Consider the following 23885-nt stretch of genomic DNA (forward strand, 5'->3'; position numbering starts at 1 on the left):
GTTCAGACCAGCACGCGCGCTTCGCGCAAGGCGGCGATGTCTTCCGCCGAATAGCCGAACTCGGCGAGCAGATCGGCACCGTCCGCTCCACAGGCGGGCGCAGCCGAGGGCGCAGGTCTCGGGCCTTCGCCCATGCGGTAGGGCAAGCCCAGCGCGCGGTAATTTCCGCCATCGGCAGAGGCGGCGTCCACCAGAATCCCGCTGGCGATGACGTCCGCGTTCGTCAATACATCGCGGTATCTGCGCACCGCGCCCACCACGATCTGGTGCTGGCTCAGGAGGGCCACGCAGGCCTCGCTGGTGTAGCCCGACAGGGATTGGTTCAACACCTCGCGCAGTTCGGCACGGTGGGCGACACGCCGTTCGTTGCTGGAAAAGCGGGGGTTATCCACCAGCTCTTCGCGACCGATCGCACCGCAGAAGCGCTTCCAGTGGTCTTCGGCATAGGCCGAGAGCACGATGTGGCCATCGAGCGTGGCCACCACCTCGGCAGCGGGCGCGTTGTGCGGCTGCCCGTGGCCGATGCGGGTGGGCTCGGGGCCACCGCCCAGATATTCGCACCAGGTCGCGGCCTGCAGATGCAGCGCAGTTTCCAGCAGCGACACCTCCAGCGTCTCGCCCATGCCGCTGCGCTCGCGCCCGTACAGCGCCGCCAGAATGGCTTGCGCGCCCAGGTCGGCCGCGGCCGCATCGACAATGGGCACGCCCACTTTTTGCGGCGGTCGGTCCGCTTCGCCTGTGACGAACATCAGACCGCTTTCTGCCTGCGCCGCGATGTCGTACCCGGGGCGTTCGCTGGAGGGCCCGGCACCACCAAACCCGGATATGGAGAGGTAAATCACGCGCGGATGCCGGGTACGCACCTCGGCAGGCCCGAGGCCCAGTTTCTCCACCGCGCCCGGCCGCAGGTTCTGGATCACCACATCGCTGGCGGCAATGAGGCGCCAGGCGATCTCGCGGCCCGCCTCACTCTTGAGGTCCAGGGCGATGGAGCGCTTGCCCCGGTTGTAGGCCCGCACCATGGACTCGCCATAGCGGCCCACATGGCGCGCCTGGTCGCCGGCCAGGGGCTCCACCTTGATCACCGTGGCACCCAGTTCGGCCAGCGTCATGGCTGCGCCCGGGCCTGCAATGTACTGGCCGAAATCGATGACCTTGACACCGGCCAGCGGTGTGGCCGCCGCCCGGGAATGTTGCGATGAAGGTGAGGACATGGGTCGCCACGATAGGCGCGATATCGATTCCTGAAAAATCCATAATCCTGATGACCTGATCACCCACAGTGATCACCCTCTTTCTATGCCAAAGTGCCGGAGCGACCCCATGCCCTCCTCATCCGACTACCTGGTCAGGCGACTGCGCCTGCGACACCTCGAACTGCTGGTTGCCCTGACGGATGCCGGCACCATGCGGGCCGCCGCCACCCGGCTGAACCTGAGCCAGCCCGCGCTGAGCAAGATGCTGGGTGAAATCGAAGCCGGCTTCGACGCGCGCCTGTTCGAGCGCACGCCGCAGGGGCTGGTGGCAAACGCCGCTGGCCACGCGGCGGTTTACAGAGCGCGGGTCATCCTGGGCGAACTCTCCCGTGGCAAGGACGAAGTGGACGCGCTGCGCACCGGCGCCGTCGGCCTGCTAAGGCTGGGCACGCTGTCGGTGACGGCCACCGTGCCGCAGGCGGTGGTGCAGCTGCGAAAGCGGTTGCCCGGCGCCCGCGTGCAGGTGCAGGAGGGACGGGTGCGGGAGATGATCCAGCGCTTGCTGGACGGTGAACTTGACTGCGTGTTCGGCGCCGTCACGCCCGAGCTGCTGACCAGCGATCAGCTGTCATTGCTGCAGCCGGAAGTGCTGCTCAAGGACGAGCTTTGCGTGCTTTGCGCCGAAGGGCATGCCCTCTCCCGCAGCCGCCAGTTGAGCTGGGCCGACCTTCACGCGCAACCCTGGGTCGCCCCCCCGAAGGACACGCTGGTGCGACAGGCCTTGATGACCGCCTTCCTCAATGCGGGCCTGGAACCACCAGAGCCGGCCATTGAGGTGCTCTCTTCCGTGACGGTGGGCAGCGTGCTGCGTCTGGATAAGACCTTGCTGGGGGCGGTGCGTTTCGAGCAGGCCCGCGACGAACTCGCACGCGGTGGCGTTGCCCGCCTGCGCGTTGCCCCCACCGTGGCCCTGCCTTCGCTCGGCCTGTACACGCGGCGGGCTGCCGAAGGGCCGCCTCCCGTGGTGCCCGCCTTTGCCGATGCGATCAGGCGCGTGAGCGCACGCACCAGGATTCAGGTGCTGGACGGGGCTCAGTCGCCCTGAAACCCGCCCCGCCGGCACGTCACCACCAGCGTGTCGCGCCAGCCCAGCGCATCGCCCTCCAGGGGCTGGATCGGTGTGCTCTCGTGGATCACGCGTGAGTCGTCGAGCAGCAGCAGCGACCACGGCTCGCGCAGCGTGAAGCGCTGGCCCGCCGGGCCATTGGCCTCGAAAACGCGGCTCTCGCCGCCCTTGATGCCGTGGCGCCCCACCATGAACACGGCCACCAGGTCGACCCCGTCGCGGTGCGCGCCTTCGGGTGTGGGGCGGCCGATGCCGTCGGTGGTGTCGATGCGGAACACGTGTGCCTCGGTGTACCAGGGTTGCGGGCCTCGCAGTGCGCTGGCCGCCTCGCCCAGCCGGTGCAGCAACCGGCTCCACACCGGCAAGGCCACGGTGTCTTTTTCCATGGGTTCGAACCAGCGCTGCATGCCGCCGTGCAGCGCGTTGTATTCCAGGGGTTGCCAGTGTGCGCGGTGGGGCACCTGTTCCACCTGCATTCCATCCACCACGAAGCAGCTGTGGCGGCGGCTGCGGTAGCGTCCGCCGTCTTTCAGGTAGGCATCGGGCGGCAGTGCGTCCCAGCCCTTGTGCAGGGCTTGCAGTTCGGCAGACGTGGCGGCCAGCCACTGGGCCACATCGGCCGCGCTCAAAAGGGAAAAGCCGGAGGTCTTCAACGATTCGTCGAGGACGGGCAAGGGCACGTAAGGTGGCTGGAATTCGCTGGTCATGGACGGGCAGTTTAGCCACACACCCACCCGAGCCTCTGGCGTTTTCCTGCGCTGGATCAAATACCCTCCATCAAGAAACTGCGAAGCTGACTGTATGGACACAGAGAACCAGAGGCCAGAGGAAGAACGCCGCTCGTCCGTGCTGGACCTGAAGCTGGCCGAACTGCGCGCCGGCGATCCCTTGCGCTGGCTTCGCCTCGGCTGGGCCGACTTCATTCGCTGCCCAAGCATCGGCCTGTTCTACGGCCTGTGCTTCTTCTTCATGGGGCACGCGCTGCTGGCAGTGTTCAAGGCGGCGCCGGCCTACGTGCTGGCGTTGAGCGCGGGCTTTCTGTTGATGGGGCCGTTCCTGTGTCTGGGCCTGTACGACGCGAGCCGTGCGCTGCAGCAGGGTCGCCGGCCTTCGCTGCGCGGATCGCTGGTGGCCTGGCGGCCCACGCTGGGCACCATGGCCATCTTCGCCGGGGTGTTGCTCGTTCTTGAAATGCTCTGGGGCCGCGCGTCGCTGGTGGTGTTTGCCGTCACCTTCAACACCATGCCCTCCACCGAAAACCTGCTGACGCAACTGGTGAACCCGGAGAACATCGAGTTCCTCATCACCTACACGGTGGTCGGCGGCGTCTTCGCAGGTCTCATCTTCGTCACCAGCGCGATCTCCATCCCCATGATCCTGGACCGCCAGGTGGACGCGATTTCGGCCGGGCTCACCAGCATTCGGGCCTGCCTGCAGAACCCTGGGGTGATGCTGTGGTGGGGTGCGCTGATCACGGCGCTGACGGTGCTGGCGATGCTTCCCTTTTTTCTGGGCCTGTTTGTGGTGGGCCCGGTGGTGGGCCATGCCACCTGGCATGCTTACCGGCAGATCGTGCCGAACGCGGACTGAAAACTACGCGTTCACATTCACCACCAGGCGCCCACGCACTTGGCCGGCGAGGATCTCACTCGCCGCACCCACCGCGTCGTTCAAACCAATCTCTCGAGTGATAGCAGCCAGCTGCTGGCGGTCGAGCGTTTTCGCCAGTGCGTCCCAGGCCGCTACGCGGCGTGGCATGGGCGCCATCACGCTGTCGATGCCGTAGAGCGTGACACCGCGCAGGATGAAAGGGGCCACACTAGCGGGCAGGTCCATGCCCTGCGCGAGTCCACACGCGGCCACCGCGCCGCCGTAGCGCACGCTGGCGCAGGCGTTGGCCAGCGTGTGGCTGCCCACGGAATCCACCACGCCGATCCAGCGCTCTTTTTGCAGCGGCTTGCCGGGCGCGCTCAATTCGTTGCGGTCGATCACACTCGCCGCCCCGAGCGACTTCAGGTACTCAGTTTCCTGCAGGCGGCCAGTGGACGCCACCACGGTGTGTCCCAGGCCCGCGAGCAGCGAAATGGCGACGCTGCCCACGCCGCCGTTGGCGCCGGTGACCAGCACCTCTCCCGTGCCGGGTTCCACGCCCGCATCGGCCCAATGCCGCTGCAAGGCCTGCACGCACAACATGGCGGTGTAACCGGCGGTGCCAATGGCCATGGCCTCGCGTTCGCTCAAGGATTCAGGCAGCGCCACCAGCCACTCGCCCTTGACGCGGGCCATCTGTGCCAGACCACCCCAGTGCGTTTCACCCACACCGTACCCATTGAGCAGCACGCGGTCGCCCGTCTTCCAGCGCGGGTTGTCGCTGTGCGTGACGGTGCCCGCGAAATCGATGCCGGGCACCATGGGGAAACTGCGCACCACGGGCGATTTTCCCGTGATGGCCAGCCCGTCCTTGTAATTGATCGTGGACCAGGCCACGCGCACGGTGACATCGCCAGCGCTGGGCAACTGCGCTTCGTCGATGGCAGACATTTCGCACCGGTAACCGGACTCGGGCTTCGTGATCACAAGGGCATTGAACATCGGGCGTTTCCTAAGTTGAGGACTTGGGTCCACTCTCGCGCCAGAGCCGCACGGTCAGCCACCAGCCGATGAGGGAGTTGGTCAGTGCGAACAGGCTGACCACCAGGCGAATGCCGGTGGGCGGATCGTTGACATGAATGAACCCGACCATGAAGGACGAGAGGGCGTTGAACCCGAGCGCGAGCCAGAACAGGCTCTTGCGGGGTTGCCACAAACGGCGGACGGCTTCTTGAATCGATGGCATGCCGTCATTGTGAGGCCGCGCTGGTGCGCGACTCTTCCTGTTCCTGCAGCAGGCGCCACATGACCTTGCCACTGCCACTCTTGGGCAATGCGCTGACAAACTCGACCGTGCGCGGACATTTGTAGACCGCCATGTGTTCACGGCACCAGTCCACGATGTCCTGCTCGCTCGTGATGCCGCGGGCCGCCTCGCGCAGCACCACCACCGCTTTCACGCTCTCGCCCCGGTAGGCGTCGCGCGTCGCAATCACACACGCCTCGGCGATCGCCGGGTGCTTGAACATCAGCATTTCCACTTCCGCCGGCCACACCTTGAAGCCGCTGGCATTGATCATGCGTTTCAGGCGGTCGGTGATGAAGAAGTAGCCGTCTTCGTCCACGCGCCCGAGGTCGCCAGAACGGAAAAACCGCTTGCCCTCGAAAGTGATGAAGGCGGCCTCGGTGGCCTCGGGGCGTTTCCAGTAACCATCGAATACCTCGGGGCCCCGCATGATGATCTCGCCGGCCTCGCCCTGCGGCATTTCCTGCAGCGTGATCGGATCCACCACGCGTGCCTCGGTGCTCAGGAAGGGAATGCCGAGGCACTGCTGCTTCGGACGGTCAGGCGGGTTGTTGTGCGAGGGCGCGGCGGTTTCGGTGAGCCCGTAGCCTTCTGAATATCGAAGGCCGAACTGTTCGAGCAGGCGCTGCGCCACAGCTTGCGGCATGGCCGCACCGCCGCCGCCGATGTGCACCAGGCTGGAGAGGTCGTACTGGTCGAAGCTGGGACTGGCCAGCAAGTCGATCACCATGGTGGGGATGTTGGTCCAGTGGGTGACGCGCCAGCGCGAGATGAGCCGGCCGGCGAGTTCGCGGTCCCAGCGCGGCATCAGCACCATGGTGGCGCCGATGTAGGCGGCCGCGTGCATGCCGGCCACCATGCCGGTGATGTGGAACATGGGCACCACCAGCAGGCCGATGTTCTCGCACGTGCTGTTGGACCAGAGCCCTGCGGCCACGGCGTTGTGCATGAGCGTTCGGTGCGGGTGCATGCAGCCTTTGGGCAGGCCGGTGGTGCCACTGGTGTAGGGCAACACGGCCAGGTCGTCCGGACCGCGGTTGTGCGCAGGTGCCGTGCCGGTACAGGCCAGTGCCTTTGCCCAATCGCAAACGGTGGCGCCGGCAAACGCGGGCGCGGCGTGGCGCGTGCCCAGCCACTGGGCCCACGCGGGCGGGATCTCGGCCGCCGGGCCATAGCCATCGCTGCAGTGCGACACCACCACGTGGCGCAGACGCTCCGCCTCGGGCACCGCGTCGTTGGCCTTGCTCAGCTCGCCCGCGAGATCGGCGGCACAGATGGCCACGCGCGCGTCCGGGTCGGAAATGTAGTGCTGCAGCTCGTCGGCCCGGTTCATGGGATTGACCGGCACCACCACGGCGTTGGCGCGCAGGATGGCGAAGTGCGCCACCACCCATTGCGGGCAGTTCTGCATGAGCAGGATCACGCGGTCGCCGTCCTGCACGCCTTCCTGTCTCAGGTGGGCTGCCAGGCGCTCCACCTGTTCGTGCAGTTCGCGGTAGGTGAACACACGGTCAAAGAACACCAGCGCGGCCTTGTCCGGATACCGCAATGCACTCACCGCCAGGTTGTGCCAGAGCGAGGTGGCCGGCGGCGTGATGCGGTGCGGCAGGCGCGTGGGCCAGAAACGGTGATGCGGAAAAACGGAGGACGCGGTCGGTGCGTCCACGGCGTGGGTGCTGCTGCTCATCGCTTGTCTCCAGTGTTCTGCGGCACAGCATACGGGCCGCGTCCATCCAGCGGAAACCGGTTTGTCGCGCGAGGGACCTTGGCGCATTTGCACGATGGCACGGAACCTGCGAGTTCCCGCCCTCGAAGCCCGACCGGGGAGTTTCACCATGGCGTCATAAGAATATTGCATGACTTTCCCACGTAAACCCCGATCCCCCGTGCAATAGGGCGGCGATACATTCAGTTGCGGTCCAGGACTTGCACCCAAACGGTGCGGGCCCAGCCCGGCGGATTCCTTTCTCACCACAAACACGGAGTAAACCGATGAAGATGACTTCCCTGAAACTGGCGGCCCTGGGCCTGAGCGCCGCCGCAGCCACCCTGGTGGCCTTGCCCGCTCATGCCGGCAAGGACCTCGATGCGATCAAGAAACGCGGCGAGCTGATCTGTGGCGTCAACACCGGCCTGGCGGGCTTCTCTGCCGCCGACAGCCAGGGCAAGTGGAGCGGCATGGACGTGGATGTGTGCCGCGCCGTGGCCGCCGCCGTGCTGTCCAACGCCGACAAGGTGCGCTATGTGCCCCTGACCGCCCAGCAGCGCTTTACCGCCCTGCAATCCGGCGAGATCGACATGCTGGCTCGCAACACCACCTGGACGCTGACCCGCGACACCTCGCTCGGCCTGCACTTCGTTGGCGTTAACTTCTACGACGGCCAGGCATTCATGGTCCCCAAGAAGCTCAATGTGAAGAGCGCCAAATCGCTCAAGGGCGCTACGGTTTGTGTGCAGTCCGGCACCACCACCGAACTGAACCTGACCGACTTCTCCCGCACCAACAACCTGGCGCTGAAGCCCGTGGTGTTCGAGAAGGTGGAAGCCGCCACCGCCGCTTACGTGGCCGGCCGCTGCCAGGCCTACACCACCGACGCATCGGGCCTGGCCTCGATCCGCGCCAAGGAAACGCCGAAGCCCGAAGACCACGTCATCCTGCCTGAGCTGATTTCCAAAGAACCCCTCGGCCCGGCCGTGCGCCGTGGTGACGACGAGTTCTTCGGCATCGTGAAGTGGGTGGGCTACGCGCTGATCGAAGCCGAAGAGTACGGCGTCACCCAGGCCAATGCCGACTCCATGAAGTCCAGCACCAACCCCAACATCATGCGTCTGGTGGGTGCAGGCACCGAAGACACCGGCAAGCTGATCGGTCTGGACAAGGAATGGGCGCTGCGCGCGATCAAGGCCGTGGGTAACTACGGTGAGCAGTTCGAGCGCCATGTCGGCCCGAAGACCTCCATCGGTCTGCCCCGCGGCACCAACAACCTGTGGACCAAAGGCGGCCTGATGTACGCCCCGCCAGTTCGCTGATCTCCCTCCTGTCCCGCCGCCGTGTCCGCGTGGGCCGGCGGCCCTGATTTCCTTCATTCCACAGGCCCTGGGTCCAGAAAACCCAGGGCCTGTGGCGCAAAAGCTTCCCCAAGACAGGATTGCGAGGCCGCATTGAAACCGCAACTCCCCCCCAAAAAACGAAACTGGTCGCTCAACAGCCGCGCCACGCGCGGATTGATCTTTCAGGTTATCGCCCTCCTCTTCATTGCCGCCGGCATCTGGTTCCTCGCGCACAACACGCAGGAAAACATGCGCATCCGGGGCATCCAGAGCGGCTTTGACTTCCTCGGCGCCGCCGCAGGCTTCGACATCGGCGAAACGCTGATTCCCTACAACCCGAGCGAGAGCTACGGCAAGGCCATCTGGGTCGGCGTGCTCAACACGCTCAAGGTCGCTGTGATCGGCATCGTGCTGACCACCCTGCTGGGCGTGCTGATCGGCGTGGGCCGCTTCTCGCGCAACGCGCTGGTGCGCGGCCTGTGCTACGGCTATGTCGAGACCTTCCGCAACGTCCCCATCCTGCTGCAGCTGCTGATGTGGTACCTCATCTTCATCGAGGTTCTGCCACCCTCCAACGAAGCATGGAACGTGGCCGATCTGTTCTATCTGAGCAAGGGCGGCTTTTCCTTCCCCTTCCCTTCCGTGGGCGTGGGCCAGGTGCTCGCCGGCATCGGCGTGGGACTCATTGGCGGCTGGTGGTGGCGGCAACGCGCTCAGAAGAAATTCGAACTCACCGGCAAGGACAGTGACCGCATCTGGGGACCGATCGCACTCATCGTGGTGTTCGCCCTGGTGGGCTGGGTGGTGGCCGGCATGCCCATGCAGTGGAATGTGCCCGAGCAACTGGCCTTCATGGTCGATGGCGGCGTGAGCGCCACGCCCGAGTTCATGGCCATCCTGATCGGTCTCGTCATCTACACCGCCGCGTTCATCGCCGAGGTGGTGCGTGGGGGCATCCAGTCGGTCAGCCGGGGGCAGGACGAAGCCGCGGCCGCCCTGGGCCTGAACCCGAAACAGAAAATGAACCAGGTGATCCTGCCGCAGGCCATGCGCGTGATCATTCCGCCGCTCACCAACCAGTACCTCAACCTCACCAAGAACTCGTCGCTGGCGGTGGCGGTCGGCTACCCGGACGTCGTGTCGATTGCCAACACCACCATCAACCAGAGCGGACGCGCGGTGGAGTGCATTGCCATCATCATGCTGGTGTACCTCACCACTTCACTGTCCACTTCGGGCTTCATGAACTGGTACAACCAGCGCATGGCCATCAAGGAGCGATGAGCATGGCCGATCACACCTTCGTTCCCATCGCGGCCCGGCCCTCTCCCATCAAGACCACGGGCTTCGTGCCTTGGGCTCGGCAAAACCTGTTTGCCGACTGGCGCAGTTCGCTCACCACGCTGTTCGTGGGCGCACTCATCGTCTACGTGCTGCCCGGCCTGCTCAACTGGGCGTTCTTCCAGTCGATCTTCCGCGCGGACGCCGACGCCTGCCAGGCCGCGCGCGGCCTGGGCGCCTGCTGGGGCGTGGTCACCGAGAAGTACCGCATCATCCTGTTTGGCCGCTACCCGTACGAAGAGCAATGGCGCCCGCTGATCGCAACTTCGGTCATGCTCACCGGCCTGGTGCTCAGTTGCATCCGCTTCTTCTGGAAGCCTTGGCTGGTGCTCATGTGGATCGCTGTGCTGGCGATCTTCTTCACCCTCATGGGTGGTGGCGTGCTGGGCCTGAGCGTCGTGCGCACCGATCTCTGGGGTGGCCTGCCCCTCACGGTGATGCTGGCCACGCTGTCCATCTTCATGGCCTTCCCGCTGGCCATCGTGGTGGCACTCGGGCGGCGCAGCGGTCTGCCGGCCATTCGCTCGGCGTGCATCGTCTACATCGAGCTCATTCGTGGCGTGCCCCTGATCTCGGTGCTGTTCATGGCCTCGTTCATGTTCCCGCTCTTCATGCCCCAAGGCGTCACGCTCGACGTGCTGGTGCGGGTGATCGTGGGCATCACGCTGTTTGCCGCCGCCTACATGGCCGAGATCATTCGGGGTGGCCTGCAGGCCATTCCCAAAGGTCAGCTGGAAGCCGCCGACACGCTGGGTCTGTCGTACTGGCAGACGCAGCGCAAGATCGTGCTGCCGCAGGCCCTGGCCATGGTGGTGCCCAGCATGATGAACAACTTCATCTCGATCTTCAAGGACACCTCGCTGGTCACCATCGTCTCGCTCTACGAACTCACCGGCGCTCTGGCGCTGGCGCTGAACTCCGACGTCGACTGGCGCCCGTTCAAGATCGAGGCCTACATCTTCATCACCCTCGTGTACTTCACATTCTGTTTCTCGATGTCGCGCTACAGCCTGTGGGTCGAAAAACAACTCAGCGCCAGCAAGGCGCGTTGAAGGAAAACCAGCATGTCCGATCCCATCATCCGATTCGACAAAGTCAACAAGTGGTACGGCAACGACTTTCATGTCCTGCGCGACATCGACCTGGACGTGGCCAAAGGCGAGCGCATCGTGGTCTGTGGTCCGTCGGGCTCCGGCAAGTCCACGCTGATCCGCTGCATCAACCGGCTTGAAGAGCACCAGCAGGGCCACCTGATCGTCGACGGCACCGAACTCACCGACGACATCAAGGCCATCGACCGCGTCCGCAAGGAAGTGGGCATGGTGTTCCAGCAGTTCAACCTGTTTCCGCACCTCACGGTGCTTGAAAACCTCACGCTCTCGCCGATGTGGGTGGGCAAGCTGCCGAAGAAAGAGGCCGAGGAAAAGGCCATGATCCAGCTCAAGCGCGTGCGCATTGCCGAGCAGGCGGGCAAGTACCCCTTGCAGCTCTCGGGCGGTCAGCAGCAGCGCGTGGCCATTGCGCGCGCGCTGTGCCTCACGCCCAAGATCATGCTGTTCGACGAGCCCACCTCGGCGCTCGATCCCGAGATGATCAAGGAAGTGCTGGACGTGATGATCGAGCTCGCGAACCAGGGCATCACCATGATCTGCGTGACGCACGAGATGGGTTTCGCCAAGGCAGTGGCCGACCGCGTGATCTTCATGGACCAGGGCCAGATCGTCGAGCAGAACACGCCGATGGAGTTCTTCAACAACCCGCAGAACGAACGCAGCCGGGATTTCCTCTCCAAAATCCTCGGTCATTGACCTGTCTTGCGTCGGTCATGGGGCGCTGTCACACTGCGCCCCATGACCGATACCTCCCCACCAAGCGTGCAGCGCCTGACCTGGATTCGCTGGAGCTGCACCACCGCCCTGGGACTCTCGCTGTGGTGTGCGGGCGCAGCCCTCGCCTTTGACGCGCAGGGCCACCGCGGCGCTCGCGGCCTGGCACCCGAAAACACCATCGCCGGTTTCGAGCGTGCCCTCGCCGTCGGCGTGAGTACGCTCGAACTCGACGTGGTGCTGAGTGCCGAGGGCGTGCCAGTGATCTCCCACGACACCACTGCCAACCCCGATATCACCCGCGATGCCCGAGGGCAATGGTTGCAGGCGCGCAGCCAGCCCTTCCGACGGCTCCGCCTGACCGAGATCGCGGCCTGGGACGTGGGGCGCATCAACCCGGCGAGCCGCTACGCGCGCGATTTCCCGCAGCAGGTGGCACGGGATGGCCAGGGCATTCCCACGCTGGCCGCGCTCTTCGAGCGTGTGCGCCAGCTCGGCGCGCGCCACGTTCGTTTCAACATCGAACTCAAACTCAACCCCGCACGACCCGAAGAGTCGCCCGATCCGCAAACTTTCGTGCACGCGGTGCTCGATGTGATTGCCGCCCACGGCATGACCCACCGCGTGGGTCTGCAAAGCTTCGACTGGCGCATTCAGAAAGTGGCGCGCCAGCTCGCGCCCGGCATGCCGCTGGCTTACCTGTCTGCACAACTGCCCCGCTTCAATACGCTCGCGAGCGGTGAGTGGACGGCCGGGCTTCGGCTGGCCGATTTCGAGGACGCACCCGCCATGGTGGCGGCGGCCGGCGGCAAGCTCTGGTCGCCGCATTTCGGTGACCTCGACCAGCGACAGCTGCAGCGTGCCCGCGAGCTCGAATTGCGCGTGGTGCCCTGGACCGTCAACGAACTCCAGGACATGGCGCGCCTGATCGACTGGGGCGTGGACGGCATCATCACCGACTACCCCGACCGTTTGCGCACCGTCATGGGACGGCGCGGCATGGCCCTGCCACCACGGATCGTTCTGCCGCCTGCGACGGAGCAGGAGCGCTCCAGCGCTGCCGCGCCCATGCCCGAGCGCGTGCCTTTCGGTGTGGCGCCCGATCTGCGCTGAGGTGTAAGAAGGGGCCTGGCGCACCGACCAACCCACTCCACCTGTTCCAGGAGTGTCCCATGCCCCCCATCGTTCGCCATGCCACCCGCGCCCTGTTCGGCGGCTGCGTCTGCCTCGGCCTGGCAGCCGGAGCAGCAGCGCAAACCTGCGAAGTGAGTTCCGGCGCCAGACCGCCCGCCGTGGTGGAGCTCTACACCTCGGAGGGCTGCAGCTCCTGCCCTCCGGCCGACCGCTGGCTCTCCACGCTCAAGCACCAGGATGGCGTGCTCGCGCTGTCGTTCCATGTGAACTACTGGAACCACCTCGGCTGGCGCGATCCTTTCGCCACCACCGAAACCACCGCCCGGCAATACCGGCTCAAGGAAGCCCTGGGCGGCAAGTACGTGTACACGCCCCAGGTGGTGCTCAATGGTCGCGACCACCGCGCATGGCCGGGCCAGACTTCCAGCCACCTTGCGCCATTGCCATCGCTCGGCGCACCGGCGCTGCGCCTGCGCCGCGAGGGCAACGAGGTCACTGCGCAGTTCACCGCCAGTGCCGCCCACGCGCAACTGGCCGGCTACTGGGCCGTGCTGCAGGATGGCATCGTCAGCAAGGTCACGCGCGGCGAAAACGCCGGCGAGGCCCTGCGCCACGATCACGTGGTGAGTCTGTACCAGCCGGTGGAGCCCTGGGCGGGCAAAGCCGGCCACAGCACGCGCCTGACGCTGCCCGCAGAGCGCACGGCGCGTGTGGCCTTCGTGGTGACCACACCCGACCTCACGCGGCCGCTGCAGGCGCTGGTGCTGCAATGCCCTTCCTGAGCCGACAGGCAAAGGAACCAAAACCGGCGCGACGTATCATTCCTTCCCATGCGCCACCTGTTGCTCGCCATCCTCATCGCCTTGCTCCCCTTGCGGGCCTGGGTGGGCGACGCCATGGCGATCACGATGCTGGCACCGTCGTCCAGCCATGAATCGATGGTGATGGCGCCTGTGGAGGGCGCGCCCTGCGCCGATCACGCCATGGGCGCTGCCACCGACACCGCCGATCATCAGCACCAGACCTGCGACGTCTGCAACGGCCCGGCCATGGCGCTTGCCCTGCAGTTTGATCTGCTCGCCTCGGCGACGCATGGTGTGCTGGCAACCCCCACCGAACGCTTCGACAGTTCGGTGCCTCCGCCGGGCAACAAGCCACCCATTTCCTGAGAACCACGCCACAGGTGCGTCTGGCGTCGACCCAATGGGGTCCATAGCCAGCCGCTGGACCGTGTTTTTTCAGGAGATTCCCATGGTTTTTTTCAGGCGGCTAGCCACAGGCCTCGCCTTGCTGACCCTGACCGCCGCGCAGGCGGCAGACGGCCCCCCGAATGCGCTGCGCGCAGCCGATCCCGAGCAGCGCTCTGCGACACCTCCGCTGAGTTTTCCGGACATGGGCAACACGGCCAGCGTCGAGCTGCCCGCAGATGCCGACCAGGCGCGCGCCATCTGGCAACGTGCCAACCAGAGCGTGGCCGAGTTTCCGCGTGGTCATGTGGATCTGCTGCGATGGGAAGCGAGCCAACCCGCGGAGAAAGGCGCCCTGCCAGCAAAGCAGGGTTCGCAGCCCATGAGCCTGTCACAAGCTCTGCAGCTTTCCTTGCAAAGCCGCCCCGATCTGTTCCTGCACGCCGACATGAATGCGCCCGAGCAGGCGGAGGTTCGAGTGCGATTCGCCGCCCATGTACGCGACGTGCAACGCGCCTGGATCGACGCCGCCACGGCACGCCAGCGTCTGCGACTCATGGGCGATGTGCTGGAAGCCACGCGCACGGGCAGCGAGCTGGGGCAGCGCATGGTGAAGGCCGGCAACTGGAGCCAGGCGCGTCTGACCCGCGAGCGCCTGGTGCAGGCCCGCGCCTGGTCGAGCGTGGTGGAAGCCCAGGCCCAGGAGCTGATCGCGCGCGAGCGGCTCGCTCGCCTGCTGGGACAGTGGCAGGCGGAGGATGTGGCGCGACTCGGTGAAAGCCTGCCGGAGAGCCTGCCTGCGGTGCCGAAAAGCGTCTCGCCAGGCGATGGGCTGGACGCCACCCGGCTGGAGTCGAGCGTCCTGCGCAGTGACCCCGCACTTGCGCGCGATCGACAACTGGCGCAGCGCCAGTTCGATGCAGTGAACCCCGACCGCTGGCAAGCCTGGAATCAGGCTGTCGACCACGCGTTGCAGGCCCTGCCCGAGCCGGGCTCCACCCGAAGGCTGGAACCGCCCCGCATCGATGACCTCAGCCTGCTGCGCGACCACTCGCTGGCGCGCGCGGCACAAACCGAATCCGACTTGCTGCGACAGGCCGCCGAGCGCCGCTCCATGGCCCGCGAGGCATGGGCCAGCCTGCAGCTGACGCACGCCACGGCCAGCCACACTCAGGACGTCGTCGTGCAGCTGCAAAGCAGCCTGGCGCAGGAAAGCCTGCTGCGCTACAACGGCATGCTGCAAAGCACCTGGGAGCTGCTGGCCAGTGCGCGCGAGCGGCTGCTCGCCCTCGACGAAGCCCTGCTGGCCCGGCGCGATTTCTGGCGCGCCCAGGCCGACTGGCAGGCCTTGCTCGCCGGCGCCAGCTACGCCAGCCCCGGCACCTCCCTTTCATCCGGCGCCGCCACGGCCGTGCCCGCAGGACACTGACATGAACCCATCCCTGACCCGAAGACACTTTTTTGCCGGTGCGGCCGCCACGGCGGTGGCCGCCACCAGCGTGAGCCGCGTGGCGCTCGCCGCCATTCCCGAGCCCGTGCAACAGACCTCGGCCGACACCGCTGGCCCATGGACGCCGCCCGGCGTGACCGGGGCCGGGCGGCCCTACAACCCGGTGGTCACGCTCAATGGCTGGACCGCACCTTGGCGCATGAAGGACGGCGCCAAGGAATTCCACCTGGTGGCCGAGCCGGTGGTGAGAGAGATGGCGCCGGGCTTTCTGGTCAACATGTGGGGCTACAACGGGCAGAGTCCGGGACCCACCATTGAAGTGGTGGAAGGCGACCGCGTGCGCATCTTCGTCACCAACCGCCTGCCCGAACACACCACCATCCACTGGCACGGCCAGCGCCTGCCCAACGGCATGGACGGCGTGGGCGGCCTGAACCAGCCGCAGATTCCACCGGGCAAGACCTTCGTCTACGAATTCGTGGCGCGCCGGCCCGGCACTTTCATGTACCACCCGCACGCCGACGAAATGGTGCAGATGGCCATGGGCATGATGGGTCTGTGGATCACGCACCCGAAGCAGAAGCACCCCTTGATCGAAGACGTTCAGCGCGATTACGCTTTCCTTCTCGCGGCATTCGACGTCGAACCCGGCAGCATGACGCCGCAGGTCAACACCATGCTCGAGCAGAACATCTGGAGCTTCAACAGCCGCGTGTTTCCGGCCATCTCGCCGCTGGTGGCGCGGCTCGGTGAGCGCGTGCGCGTGCGCGTGGGCAACCTCACCATGACCAACCACCCGGTGCACATCCATGGCATCGAGTTCGAGGTCACGGGCACCGACGGTGGCCCCACGCCCAAGGGCTCGCGCTGGCCCGAGGTGACCACCGATGTGGCCGTGGGCCAGATGCGTCAGATCGAGTTCATCGCCGACGAACCGGGCGACTGGGCCATGCACTGCCACAAGAGCCACCACACCATGGGCGCCATGGGCCATGGCGTGCCCACCATGATCGGCGTGGACCACCGGGGTCTGGTGAAACCCTTGCAGCGCGCCGCGCCCGACTACATGGTGATGGGTGAACGCGGCATGGCCGACATGGGTGAGATGCAGATGGAGCTGCCCGCCAACACCTTCCCCATGATGACCGGCACCGGCCCCTATGGCCCGATCGAAATGGGCGGCATGTTCACGCTGCTGAAAGTGCGCGCCGGGCAAAAGGCCGGCGACTACAGCGACCCGGGCTGGTACGAGATGCCACCGGGCACACAGGCAAGAGAGGTGGACAACGGCAACGCGCCCGCGCCCACCCGACCCACCGCCCCCGCGCAGCCCGCCAGCGGCAACGCGCGCAAACCTTCCGCATCAGGCCATGCACACTGACAAGGACACCTTCATGACCTACCCGAACACCACCCGCCGCCATTTCCAGCTCACCCTGATCGCCCTGCCCTTGGCGCTTGCGGCCACCGGCGTCCGCGCCCATGGCGAACAACACGGCAAAGCCAGCGCAGCCGTGGTGAAAGAGCAAAAACCCTGGGGCATTGCCGGCGAGCCGCGCGAGGCGAAACGCACGGTAGAGATCCGCATGACCGATGACATGAAGCTCTCGCCCAACCACCTTGAAGTGCGCGAGGGCGAGACGCTGCGCCTTCGCGCTGTGAACAAGGGCAAGCTCATGCACGAGATCGTGATCGGCACCACCGACGAGCTGAAGACCCATGCCGACCTGATGAAGAAGCACCCGGGCATGGAACACGACGAACCCTACATGGCTCATGTGCCCCCAGGACGCCGCGGCGACATCGTGTGGACCTTCAACCGCCCGGGCGAGTTCGAGTTCGCCTGCCTGATCGCGGGCCACTTCGAGGCCGGCATGCGCGGCACGATCCGCGTCAAACCCAAGGCCTGACCACCACTTTCAGGAGAACACACATGCAAAGACGACATCTGCTTCACGCCATCGGCCTGTCCCTGGTCACCACCGGAGCGTTCGCTCAACCCGCGCTGCCCCCCCTTCAGGTCTGGAAGGACCCCAACTGCGGCTGTTGCAACGACTGGGTGGCGCTGTTGCGCGCCGACGGCTTCCGGGTCGAGGTGTTCGACACCGGCAACACGGCGGTTCGCCAGCGACTGGGGCTGCCAGCCCGCTACGGCTCGTGCCACACCGCACTCGTCGGCGGCTATGTGGTTGAGGGCCACGTGGCGCCCGGTGAAATACGGCGTTTGCTGGCCGAAAAGCCCGAAGCCCTTGGCCTGGCGGTGCCGGGCATGCCGGTGGGCAGCCCTGGCATGGACGGCCCGGAGTACGGCAACCGCCGCGACGCTTACGACGTCTTGCTGGTGCTGCGCAACGGCGGGTCGCGCGTATTTCATCACCATGCCGGCACCAAAGCCAGCGGCTTCAAGCCCACCTCGGGCGACGCGGGCAGCGCTTTGCCCTCTGCCGAGGCGGAGGTGCGCAAGGTCGATGCGCGCGCGGGCAAGATCACGCTCAAGCACGGGGACATCCCCAACCTGGACATGCCTCCCATGACGATGGTGTTCCAGGTCAGCGATCCCGCCATGCTGGGCCATGTGAAGGCGGGCGACAAAGTGCGCTTCACCGCCGACAAGATCAAGGGTGCATACACCGTGATGAGCATCGCGCCCGCGCCTTGATGTCAGACACAGTCTGAAACACCCGGCCCGGTCTGCCAAGGCCGTGGTCCGGCGCATTCGCGGGGCGGCATGCTAATGTCGCGCCATGCCCAAGACCCTGCGCTACACCCTGCTCTCCCTGCGCGAGATGCTGCTGTCCGCCGGGCCCTTTGCGATCCTCACCATCGCCCTGCTGGCCCTCACCTACTGGTGGCTCGACCCCAACCCGCCCAAGCGCGTGGTACTGGCCACCGGCCCGGCGCAGAGCGCCTACGAAGAATTCGGCAAGCGCTATGCTGAGTCGCTGGCGCGCTACGGCATCGAGGTCGAGCTGCTGTCGACCGAAGGCTCTTCGGACAACCTGGAGAAGCTGCGAACTGGCCAGGCCGATCTGGGCTTCGTGCAGGGTGGCACGGCCGATATCGGCTACGACGAGGAAGACACGCTCACTTCGCTGGGCAGCCTGTTTGTGGAACCGCTGTGGCTGTTTTACCGGGAGGATGCGGCGCGCCGTCTGCGCAAGGAGCCGGTGGTCAGGAGCCTCGCCGAGCTCCAGGGCTGGCGCGTGAATGTGGGTACGCCTGGCAGCGGCGTGCCACGCCTCTTCAACACGCTGCTCGACGTCAACCGCATCGAGCCCGGCCAGTTGAAACTGAGCCGGCTGGAGCAGACGCCCGCCACCGTGGCGTTCCTCGACGGTGAACTCGATGCCGTGGTGTTCGCCTCGGCACCCGAATCGCTGATGGTGCAGATGCTGCTGCAGACCCCGGGCGTGAAGCTGCTGGATTTCGCGCAGAGCGAGGCCTACTCGCGCCGCTTCGGTTACCTCACGCCGGTGTCGATGCCACAGGGCGTGGTGGATCTGGCCAAGAACATTCCAGCGCGCAACGTGCGGCTGGTGGCGTCCACCACCAGCTTGCTCGCGCACAGCAACACGCATCCGGCCATCCTGCAGCTCTTCGCGCAGACGGCCACCCAGCTGCATGGCGGCGCGAGCTGGTTCAGCCGGGCGCGCGAGTACCCCAGCCTGGAGCACAGCGAGGTGCCGATCTCGTCCGAGGCACAACGTGCCATCAAGAATGGGCCACCGTTTCTGCAGCGCTACCTGCCGTTCTGGCTGGCAAACCTGATCGAACGCGTCTGGCTGGCCATGGGCCTGATCATCGTGCTGGCCCTGCCACTCTCGCGCATCGTGCCCCCGCTCTACGCGTTCCGCATCCGCTCGCGCGTGTTTCGCTGGTATGCGGAGCTGCGGGATGTAGAGCAGCGCCATGAAAGCAACGACGCCAGCGCGCAGGAGCTGCTGGAGCAGCTGGACACCATGGAATCCAAAGTCGAGAAGATCGTGGTGCCGCTGTCTTACACCGATGAGCTCTATGCCCTGCGCAACAACATTCAACTGGTGCGCAAGAAACTCCTCAGGAAGGCTTGAACCAGGCGGGAGACGTTTTGCCGCCGGGCCGCCCCAAGGCAAAACAGCCCCCATGGGGGGCAGCGACCCGCGCAGCGGCGGAGCGTGGGGGCTACGGACTTAAAGTCCGTCGGCTTTGGCGGAGTTCAGCCAGGCTTGCCGCGCCACTTCGTCGAGGGCTTCGTCCACCACGCCGTGGTCGGCCACCACGCGCAGGCGGTTCTGCTCCTGCAGCCGATCCAGACCGCGCTTGGTCATCGACAGCGAGCGGCCGTTGGCGCCCGTAAACAGGAACAGTGTGCCGTGCGGGCTGGCCCAGGTGATCTGCCAGCGCACGGCCTGACCGTCCTGCGAAATGTCGACCCAGGTACCCACCGGCAGGTTGGAAGCCTGCTGACCCGCCAGCTCGACTTTGAGATCGGCCCAGTCGCGTTGCAACGGTCGCGTATCGAGAAACGCCGGCTGGGTGGAGGTCAGGGGCGAGTCCAGAAACACGTCGTCCATCAGGCAGGAGTTGCGCGCTTCTGTGCGCTGCATCCAGGGCTCGTCGTCCATGTCCGGTTGCACGCTGGGCGGGTCATCCACCACGGGAGGTTCGTTGCGCTGCGTCTTGTAGGCCGCTTCATGCAGCCCCATGAGCGCCTGGAAGAACGACTCGGTCTGCTCACGCGGGTACTCAATGGAATCCAGGCCCTCGCGCAGGGTGCGCAGCACGCTGGGAATGATCTTGACCAGACGGGGCCGGTTCAGGCTGGCCAGGGCCAGCTGGCTCGACCACAACAGGTCGGCCAACAGCTCGGTGTAGCGAAAGGCAGGTGAATCTGCCGGCTTGATGGAAGGCGTCTGCGACACCTCCAGCCGCGCCTGCGCAATCACTTGCGACCACGCGCTGGTGAGAAAACGGCGCACGACGCCGGGCGACTTCTCGAAATCGTTGCGGCTGCGAATCTCGGCCGCCACCCTCTCGGCCAGCAGGTTGCGCTGCTCCACCCGCACAAGGGTCTGCACAGCGAGGCCGCGCGCCTGCACCTGAGCAGGTGCCACGGCTTCGGCCTGCGAGCGATTCAGGTCTTCCAGCAATTGCTCAAGGCGTTCGGAGATGTCGGGCCCGGGCGTTTTCAGCGCCTTGAGGATGCTGCGAACCTGGCCGGAGAAAGGGCCATAGCCGCGGTCCTGCTCGCTGGTGAATGCCAGACTGCGCTCGGTGATGGCATCGAGCATGCGCCTGGCCGGGTTCTGGCGGTCGGCAAAAAAACGCGGCTCGGTACGCGCCAGCTGCAGCAAGGCGGGTTTCATCTCCTGCAGCATTTCGCGAACCGGCGGCAGCAGGCGCTCGTCGGACGCAATGCGCTTGAGCATGAGTGAGACCACCTCGCTGGCCAATGTGCGCACCATGGCATTGCCTGAACCCGAAGCGCCCTGATCGCTCGGCGTGTCGCCACTCTGATCGAGGTTGCCCACCAGCAGTTGGTGCAGGTGGTCGAGCGTGAGCAGCGCGTCGCTGCCCAGCACCTCGTTCCCAGGCTCCGCTTCGCCACCCCGCCCTGGAGCCGAACCCGCATTTGCAGCGGCATTGGCATTTGGTGCAGGGCGACTCTCGGGCGCCTGGATCAAGGCGTAGGCCGCAGGCTCGATGCCCGCCTGGCTCAGCATCATGCCCAGTTGCAGGTACATGTCGCGCAGCTCGCTGCCGAGCGACAACGCGCCGGCCTGAAGCCAGCGCGCACGCACGGCGGGCTGCACGTGAAGACCTTTGAGGGTCTTCATCAAGGCGGCGACCATCACCTCGGCGCGCAGCGGATTGGAATCGGCATTGACCAGCTCGTAGCCCTGCGCCGTGGACAGCAGCGCCGTGAGCGCCAGTTGCTCTTCGTCCACCGACATCTGCACGACCTGCTGCACGCGGGCCAGCTCGACCGTTTCCTGCACCTGGTCATCACCCATGAGTTCCAGCTCGTCGAAGCTCACCGACTTCGGGCGACGAGGGGCGCTGCCCGACCGTGGAAGGGCCTGTTCAACCGCCTCGGCCATGGAGGCGAGAAAGCCCGTGGCGATGCGGTCTCGGTAGGTTTCCAGGTCGCTGCGGGCCTGCATCAGCCCGTGCTTCTCGCTCATCTGGTTGGTCTGGGACTCGCGGTCCCTGAGCGCGGTCTGCAATTGCGTGAGCCAACGCGGCATCCACTCGCGTGTCTGAGCGAGGGCTTCTTTCAGGCAATTGTCAAAGGCCTGGGTATCGCGGGCGTCCATGCAGACGGGGTCTTTCCAATCAAGGGTCGAAATGAGAGCGGGGGGCAGCTCTTGCCGATCATTGTGCCCAACAGGGTACATCGGCAAACCCGGAAAAGAAACCTGTAAACCCTGTCAGTTCAGGTTTTAGACCACAAGGCCTGCCAGCCGGCGAGGCCGAGCTGACGCAAGGTGGCCAGGTTGCGGTCCACGATGGCCTCGGCATCGCCGCCCTCTGTGGCCACCGCCCGCTCCACGCTCTCTTCACGCAACAGGTGCAACGTGGGGAAAGGCGACCGGTTGGTGCAGTTGGTGACGTCGTCGGGCGTGGTGCCTTCAAACTGGAACTGCGGATGGAACGGCGCCACCTGGATCACGCCTTCCAGCTCGTGCTCGGCCACCACGTCATCCACCACATTGAGGAAGTCGTTGAACACCTCGAAGTCTGGAAACAGTGTGGGGTGCACCAGCAGCGTGGTGTCGATCTGCTCGGCCGGCGTGTTCACCAGCAGGTCGAGCTCTCGGTCGAGATCGTCCAGAAAAGCATCGAGGTGGCGCGCTGTGCTCACCACAACACGCACCTGGTCCTTCACATACACCGCACGCGCAAACGGACACAGGTTCAGGCCGATCACGGCCTTCTCGATCCACTCGCGCGTCGCGGTCTCGACGTTCGACATCACTTCAAGGCTTTGAAGCGCATGCGCTTGGGCTTGGCACCCTCTTCGCCCAGGCGCTTCTTCTTGTCGGCTTCGTATTCCTGGTAGTTGCCGTTGAAGAACACCCACTGGCTGTCTCCTTCGGCGGCCAGGATGTGCGTGGCGATGCGATCGAGGAACCAGCGATCGTGGCTGATGACCAGCGCACAACCGGCGAATTCGAGCAGCGCGTCTTCCAGTGCACGCAGGGTTTCCACATCCAGATCGTTCGATGGCTCGTCCAGCAGCAGCACGTTGCCGCCCTCGGCCAGCGTCTTGGCCAGGTGCAGACGACCGCGCTCACCGCCCGAGAGGCTGCCCACGCGCTTCTGCTGGTCGCCGCCGGAGAAGTTGAAGCGGCCGCAATACGCGCGGCTGGCCATCTGGAATTTGCCGACGGTGATCATGTCCAGACCGCCCGAGATGTCTTCCCACACCGTCTTTTCGTTCTGCAGATCGTCGCGGCTCTGGTCCACCACGGCCATCCGCACGGTCTGGCCGATCTTCACTTCGCCGCTGTCGGGCTGTTCCTTGCCGGAGATCAGCTTGAACAGCGTGGACTTGCCCGCGCCGTTCGGGCCGATGATGCCGACGATGGCACCCGCCGGGATCTGGAAGCTCAGGTTGTCGATCAGCAGGCGGTCGCCGAAAGACTTGCTGACGTTCTTGAACTCGAACACTTCGTTGCCCAGGCGCTCGGCCACGGGAATGAAGATTTCGTTGGTTTCGTTGCGCTTCTGGTACTCGACATCGCTCAGTTCTTCAAAGCGCGCCAGGCGCGCCTTGCTCTTGGCCTGGCGACCCTTGGGGTTCTGGCGCACCCACTCCAGCTCCTTCTTCATGGCCTTGGCGCGCGCATCTTCGGTGCGGTTCTCCTGCTCCAGACGGGCTTCCTTCTGTTCCAGCCAGGTCGAGTAGTTGCCCTTGTACGGAATGCCGTGCCCGCGGTCGAGTTCAAGAATCCACTCGGCCGCGTTGTCCAGGAAGTACCGATCGTGGGTGATGGCCACCACGGTGCCCGGGAAGCGCTTGAGAAACTGCTCCAGCCAGTCCACCGACTCAGCGTCCAGGTGGTTGGTGGGTTCGTCGAGCAGCAGCATGTCGGGTTTGGACAGCAGCATGCAGCACAGCGCCACGCGGCGCTTTTCACCCCCGGAAAGCACGCCCACCTTGGCATCCCAGGGCGGCAGGCGCAGGGCGTCGGCGGCAATTTCCAGCTGGTGTTCGCCATCGGTGCCAGAGGTCGAGATGATGGCTTCGAGCTGGGCCTGTTCGGCGGCCAGCGCGTCGAAGTCGGCGTCTTCCTCGGCATAGGCCGCATACACCTCGTCCAGGCGCTTCTGCGCGGCGCGCACGCCGCTCATGCTGTTTTCAACTGCTTCGCGCACGGACTGCTCGGGGTCCAGCTTGGGCTCCTGCGGCAGGTAACCGATGCGGATGCCGGGCATGGGAATCGCTTCGCCTTCGATCTCCTTGTCGATGCCGGCCATGATCTTGAGCAACGTGGATTTGCCCGAGCCGTTGGTGCCGAGCACCCCGATCTTGGCGCCGGGGAAAAACGAGAGCGAGATGTCCTTGAGGATCTGGCGCTTGGGCGGCACGATCTTGCCGACCCGATTCATGGAAAAGACGTACTGAGCCATTGCGATATCTGCCTGAAATCTGCGCCTCGAACGGGCGCCAAACCCATGATTATCCGCGCATG

At 65.6% G+C, this 23885-nt stretch carries 21 protein-coding genes and 2 pseudogenes; 15 read left to right on the plus strand and 8 right to left on the minus strand.

What is annotated here, in order from left to right:
• Positions 1 to 2 precede the first annotated feature (2 nt).
• Positions 3 to 1214 carry a CaiB/BaiF CoA-transferase family protein gene (locus tag CAP37_RS12810; protein WP_086124515.1) on the minus strand — a complete coding sequence of 404 codons (1212 nt, stop codon included), beginning with the start codon at positions 1212 to 1214 and terminating at the stop codon, positions 3 to 5.
• Between the two features lie 109 nt (positions 1215 to 1323).
• On the opposite strand from CAP37_RS12810, the gene CAP37_RS12815 reads away from it, so the two are divergent.
• Positions 1324 to 2301 (plus strand): LysR family transcriptional regulator, encoded by a 978-nt coding sequence (locus CAP37_RS12815; RefSeq protein WP_086124516.1) that lies wholly within the window; start codon positions 1324 to 1326, stop codon positions 2299 to 2301.
• Here CAP37_RS12815 and CAP37_RS12820 read toward each other — a convergent pair.
• Positions 2289 to 3029: a 2OG-Fe dioxygenase family protein gene (locus CAP37_RS12820; protein WP_086124517.1), complete on the minus strand. Its 741-nt coding sequence runs from the start codon at positions 3027 to 3029 to the stop codon at positions 2289 to 2291. The two genes, CAP37_RS12815 and CAP37_RS12820, sit on opposite strands and share 13 nt — an antisense overlap.
• A gap of 94 nt (positions 3030 to 3123) precedes the next feature.
• On the opposite strand from CAP37_RS12820, the gene CAP37_RS12825 reads away from it, so the two are divergent.
• Positions 3124 to 3912 carry a DUF2189 domain-containing protein gene (locus CAP37_RS12825; protein ID WP_086124518.1) on the plus strand — a complete coding sequence of 263 codons (789 nt, stop codon included), beginning with the start codon at positions 3124 to 3126 and terminating at the stop codon, positions 3910 to 3912.
• Positions 3913 to 3915: 3 nt separating this feature from the next.
• Here the strand turns inward: CAP37_RS12825 and CAP37_RS12830 are convergent, their stop codons facing one another.
• The 3 genes from CAP37_RS12830 to CAP37_RS12840 are packed head-to-tail and all read right to left on the minus strand — an operon-like array spanning position 3916 to position 6905.
• Entirely contained in the window at positions 3916 to 4914 is a 999-nt protein-coding gene (locus tag CAP37_RS12830) for an MDR family oxidoreductase (protein ID WP_086124519.1), read from the minus strand.
• Between the two features lie 10 nt (positions 4915 to 4924).
• Entirely contained in the window at positions 4925 to 5158 is a 234-nt protein-coding gene (locus tag CAP37_RS12835) for a hypothetical protein (protein ID WP_086124520.1), read from the minus strand.
• A gap of 4 nt (positions 5159 to 5162) precedes the next feature.
• Positions 5163 to 6905, minus strand: a complete 1743-nt coding sequence (locus CAP37_RS12840; RefSeq protein WP_086124521.1) for a long-chain fatty acid--CoA ligase — start codon at positions 6903 to 6905, stop codon at positions 5163 to 5165.
• 305 nt (positions 6906 to 7210) lie between these two features.
• Here CAP37_RS12840 and CAP37_RS12845 point away from each other — a divergent pair, with 305 nt between their 5' ends.
• The 13 genes and pseudogenes from CAP37_RS12845 (at position 7211) to CAP37_RS12900 (ending at position 19277) form a co-directional block, all read left to right on the plus strand.
• Complete coding sequence (locus tag CAP37_RS12845) at positions 7211 to 8248, plus strand: amino acid ABC transporter substrate-binding protein (protein WP_086124522.1); 1038 nt, start codon at positions 7211 to 7213, stop codon at positions 8246 to 8248.
• A 132-nt stretch (positions 8249 to 8380) separates the two neighbouring features.
• The gene (locus CAP37_RS12850) at positions 8381 to 9553 is read left to right on the plus strand and encodes an amino acid ABC transporter permease (RefSeq protein WP_256926961.1); all 1173 of its coding nucleotides are present in this window, start codon (positions 8381 to 8383) and stop codon (positions 9551 to 9553) included.
• A gap of 2 nt (positions 9554 to 9555) precedes the next feature.
• Positions 9556 to 10662 carry an amino acid ABC transporter permease gene (locus CAP37_RS12855; protein WP_086124523.1) on the plus strand — a complete coding sequence of 369 codons (1107 nt, stop codon included), beginning with the start codon at positions 9556 to 9558 and terminating at the stop codon, positions 10660 to 10662.
• A 12-nt stretch (positions 10663 to 10674) separates the two neighbouring features.
• Complete coding sequence (locus CAP37_RS12860) at positions 10675 to 11418, plus strand: amino acid ABC transporter ATP-binding protein (RefSeq protein ID WP_086124524.1); 744 nt, start codon at positions 10675 to 10677, stop codon at positions 11416 to 11418.
• 42 nt (positions 11419 to 11460) lie between these two features.
• Positions 11461 to 12549 carry a glycerophosphodiester phosphodiesterase gene (locus CAP37_RS12865; RefSeq protein WP_086124525.1) on the plus strand — a complete coding sequence of 363 codons (1089 nt, stop codon included), beginning with the start codon at positions 11461 to 11463 and terminating at the stop codon, positions 12547 to 12549.
• 59 nt (positions 12550 to 12608) lie between these two features.
• On the plus strand, positions 12609 to 13352 hold the full coding sequence (locus tag CAP37_RS12870; protein WP_086124526.1) for a thioredoxin family protein: 744 nt from the start codon (positions 12609 to 12611) through the stop codon (positions 13350 to 13352).
• Positions 13353 to 13400: 48 nt separating this feature from the next.
• Positions 13401 to 13739 (plus strand): hypothetical protein, encoded by a 339-nt coding sequence (locus CAP37_RS12875; protein WP_086124527.1) that lies wholly within the window; start codon positions 13401 to 13403, stop codon positions 13737 to 13739.
• 118 nt (positions 13740 to 13857) lie between these two features.
• Positions 13858 to 15186: a TolC family protein gene (locus CAP37_RS12880; RefSeq protein ID WP_179190202.1), complete on the plus strand. Its 1329-nt coding sequence runs from the start codon at positions 13858 to 13860 to the stop codon at positions 15184 to 15186.
• Positions 15187 to 15199: 13 nt separating this feature from the next.
• Positions 15200 to 16588: a multicopper oxidase family protein gene (locus tag CAP37_RS12885; protein WP_086124984.1), complete on the plus strand. Its 1389-nt coding sequence runs from the start codon at positions 15200 to 15202 to the stop codon at positions 16586 to 16588.
• Positions 16589 to 16601: 13 nt separating this feature from the next.
• Entirely contained in the window at positions 16602 to 17117 is a 516-nt protein-coding gene (locus CAP37_RS12890; RefSeq protein ID WP_086124985.1) for a plastocyanin/azurin family copper-binding protein, read from the plus strand.
• Positions 17118 to 17140: 23 nt separating this feature from the next.
• Positions 17141 to 17578: pseudogene (locus CAP37_RS22170) on the plus strand (DUF411 domain-containing protein); the annotation flags it as partial.
• Between the two features lie 90 nt (positions 17579 to 17668).
• Positions 17669 to 17866: pseudogene (locus CAP37_RS22175) on the plus strand (copper-binding protein); the annotation flags it as partial.
• An 85-nt stretch (positions 17867 to 17951) separates the two neighbouring features.
• Entirely contained in the window at positions 17952 to 19277 is a 1326-nt protein-coding gene (locus CAP37_RS12900) for a TAXI family TRAP transporter solute-binding subunit (RefSeq protein ID WP_086124530.1), read from the plus strand.
• A 99-nt stretch (positions 19278 to 19376) separates the two neighbouring features.
• On the opposite strand, the gene CAP37_RS12905 is transcribed toward CAP37_RS12900, so the two are convergent.
• The 3 genes from CAP37_RS12905 to ettA form a co-directional block, all read right to left on the minus strand.
• Positions 19377 to 21503 carry a DUF1631 family protein gene (locus CAP37_RS12905; protein ID WP_179190203.1) on the minus strand — a complete coding sequence of 709 codons (2127 nt, stop codon included), beginning with the start codon at positions 21501 to 21503 and terminating at the stop codon, positions 19377 to 19379.
• Positions 21504 to 21622: 119 nt separating this feature from the next.
• Positions 21623 to 22162, minus strand: coding sequence for a DUF1415 domain-containing protein (locus CAP37_RS12910; RefSeq protein WP_086124532.1), 540 nt, complete (start codon positions 22160 to 22162; stop codon positions 21623 to 21625).
• Complete coding sequence (gene ettA, locus CAP37_RS12915) at positions 22162 to 23823, minus strand: energy-dependent translational throttle protein EttA (protein WP_086124533.1); 1662 nt, start codon at positions 23821 to 23823, stop codon at positions 22162 to 22164. The genes CAP37_RS12910 and ettA overlap by 1 nt, the downstream gene beginning before the upstream one ends.
• Positions 23824 to 23885 lie beyond the last annotated feature (62 nt).

This window comes from Hydrogenophaga sp. IBVHS1 (genome assembly GCF_002127265.1).
Taxonomy (GTDB): domain Bacteria; phylum Pseudomonadota; class Gammaproteobacteria; order Burkholderiales; family Burkholderiaceae_C; genus Hydrogenophaga.

Bases quoted from the DNA above. Each gene is read 5' to 3' on its own strand.
- CAP37_RS12810 (WP_086124515.1), bottom strand. From the start codon at position 1,214: ATGTCCTCACCTTCATCGCAACATTCCCGGGCGGCGGCCACACCGCTG.
- CAP37_RS12815 (WP_086124516.1), top strand. From the start codon at position 1,324: ATGCCCTCCTCATCCGACTACCTGGTCAGGCGACTGCGCCTGCGACAC.
- CAP37_RS12820 (WP_086124517.1), bottom strand. From the start codon at position 3,029: ATGACCAGCGAATTCCAGCCACCTTACGTGCCCTTGCCCGTCCTCGAC.
- CAP37_RS12825 (WP_086124518.1), top strand. From the start codon at position 3,124: ATGGACACAGAGAACCAGAGGCCAGAGGAAGAACGCCGCTCGTCCGTG.
- CAP37_RS12830 (WP_086124519.1), bottom strand. From the start codon at position 4,914: ATGTTCAATGCCCTTGTGATCACGAAGCCCGAGTCCGGTTACCGGTGC.
- CAP37_RS12835 (WP_086124520.1), bottom strand. From the start codon at position 5,158: ATGCCATCGATTCAAGAAGCCGTCCGCCGTTTGTGGCAACCCCGCAAG.
- CAP37_RS12840 (WP_086124521.1), bottom strand. From the start codon at position 6,905: ATGAGCAGCAGCACCCACGCCGTGGACGCACCGACCGCGTCCTCCGTT.
- CAP37_RS12845 (WP_086124522.1), top strand. From the start codon at position 7,211: ATGAAGATGACTTCCCTGAAACTGGCGGCCCTGGGCCTGAGCGCCGCC.
- CAP37_RS12855 (WP_086124523.1), top strand. From the start codon at position 9,556: ATGGCCGATCACACCTTCGTTCCCATCGCGGCCCGGCCCTCTCCCATC.
- CAP37_RS12860 (WP_086124524.1), top strand. From the start codon at position 10,675: ATGTCCGATCCCATCATCCGATTCGACAAAGTCAACAAGTGGTACGGC.
- CAP37_RS12865 (WP_086124525.1), top strand. From the start codon at position 11,461: ATGACCGATACCTCCCCACCAAGCGTGCAGCGCCTGACCTGGATTCGC.
- CAP37_RS12870 (WP_086124526.1), top strand. From the start codon at position 12,609: ATGCCCCCCATCGTTCGCCATGCCACCCGCGCCCTGTTCGGCGGCTGC.
- CAP37_RS12875 (WP_086124527.1), top strand. From the start codon at position 13,401: ATGCGCCACCTGTTGCTCGCCATCCTCATCGCCTTGCTCCCCTTGCGG.
- CAP37_RS12890 (WP_086124985.1), top strand. From the start codon at position 16,602: ATGACCTACCCGAACACCACCCGCCGCCATTTCCAGCTCACCCTGATC.
- CAP37_RS12900 (WP_086124530.1), top strand. From the start codon at position 17,952: ATGCCCAAGACCCTGCGCTACACCCTGCTCTCCCTGCGCGAGATGCTG.
- CAP37_RS12905 (WP_179190203.1), bottom strand. From the start codon at position 21,503: ATGGACGCCCGCGATACCCAGGCCTTTGACAATTGCCTGAAAGAAGCC.
- CAP37_RS12910 (WP_086124532.1), bottom strand. From the start codon at position 22,162: ATGTCGAACGTCGAGACCGCGACGCGCGAGTGGATCGAGAAGGCCGTG.
- ettA (WP_086124533.1), bottom strand. From the start codon at position 23,823: ATGGCTCAGTACGTCTTTTCCATGAATCGGGTCGGCAAGATCGTGCCG.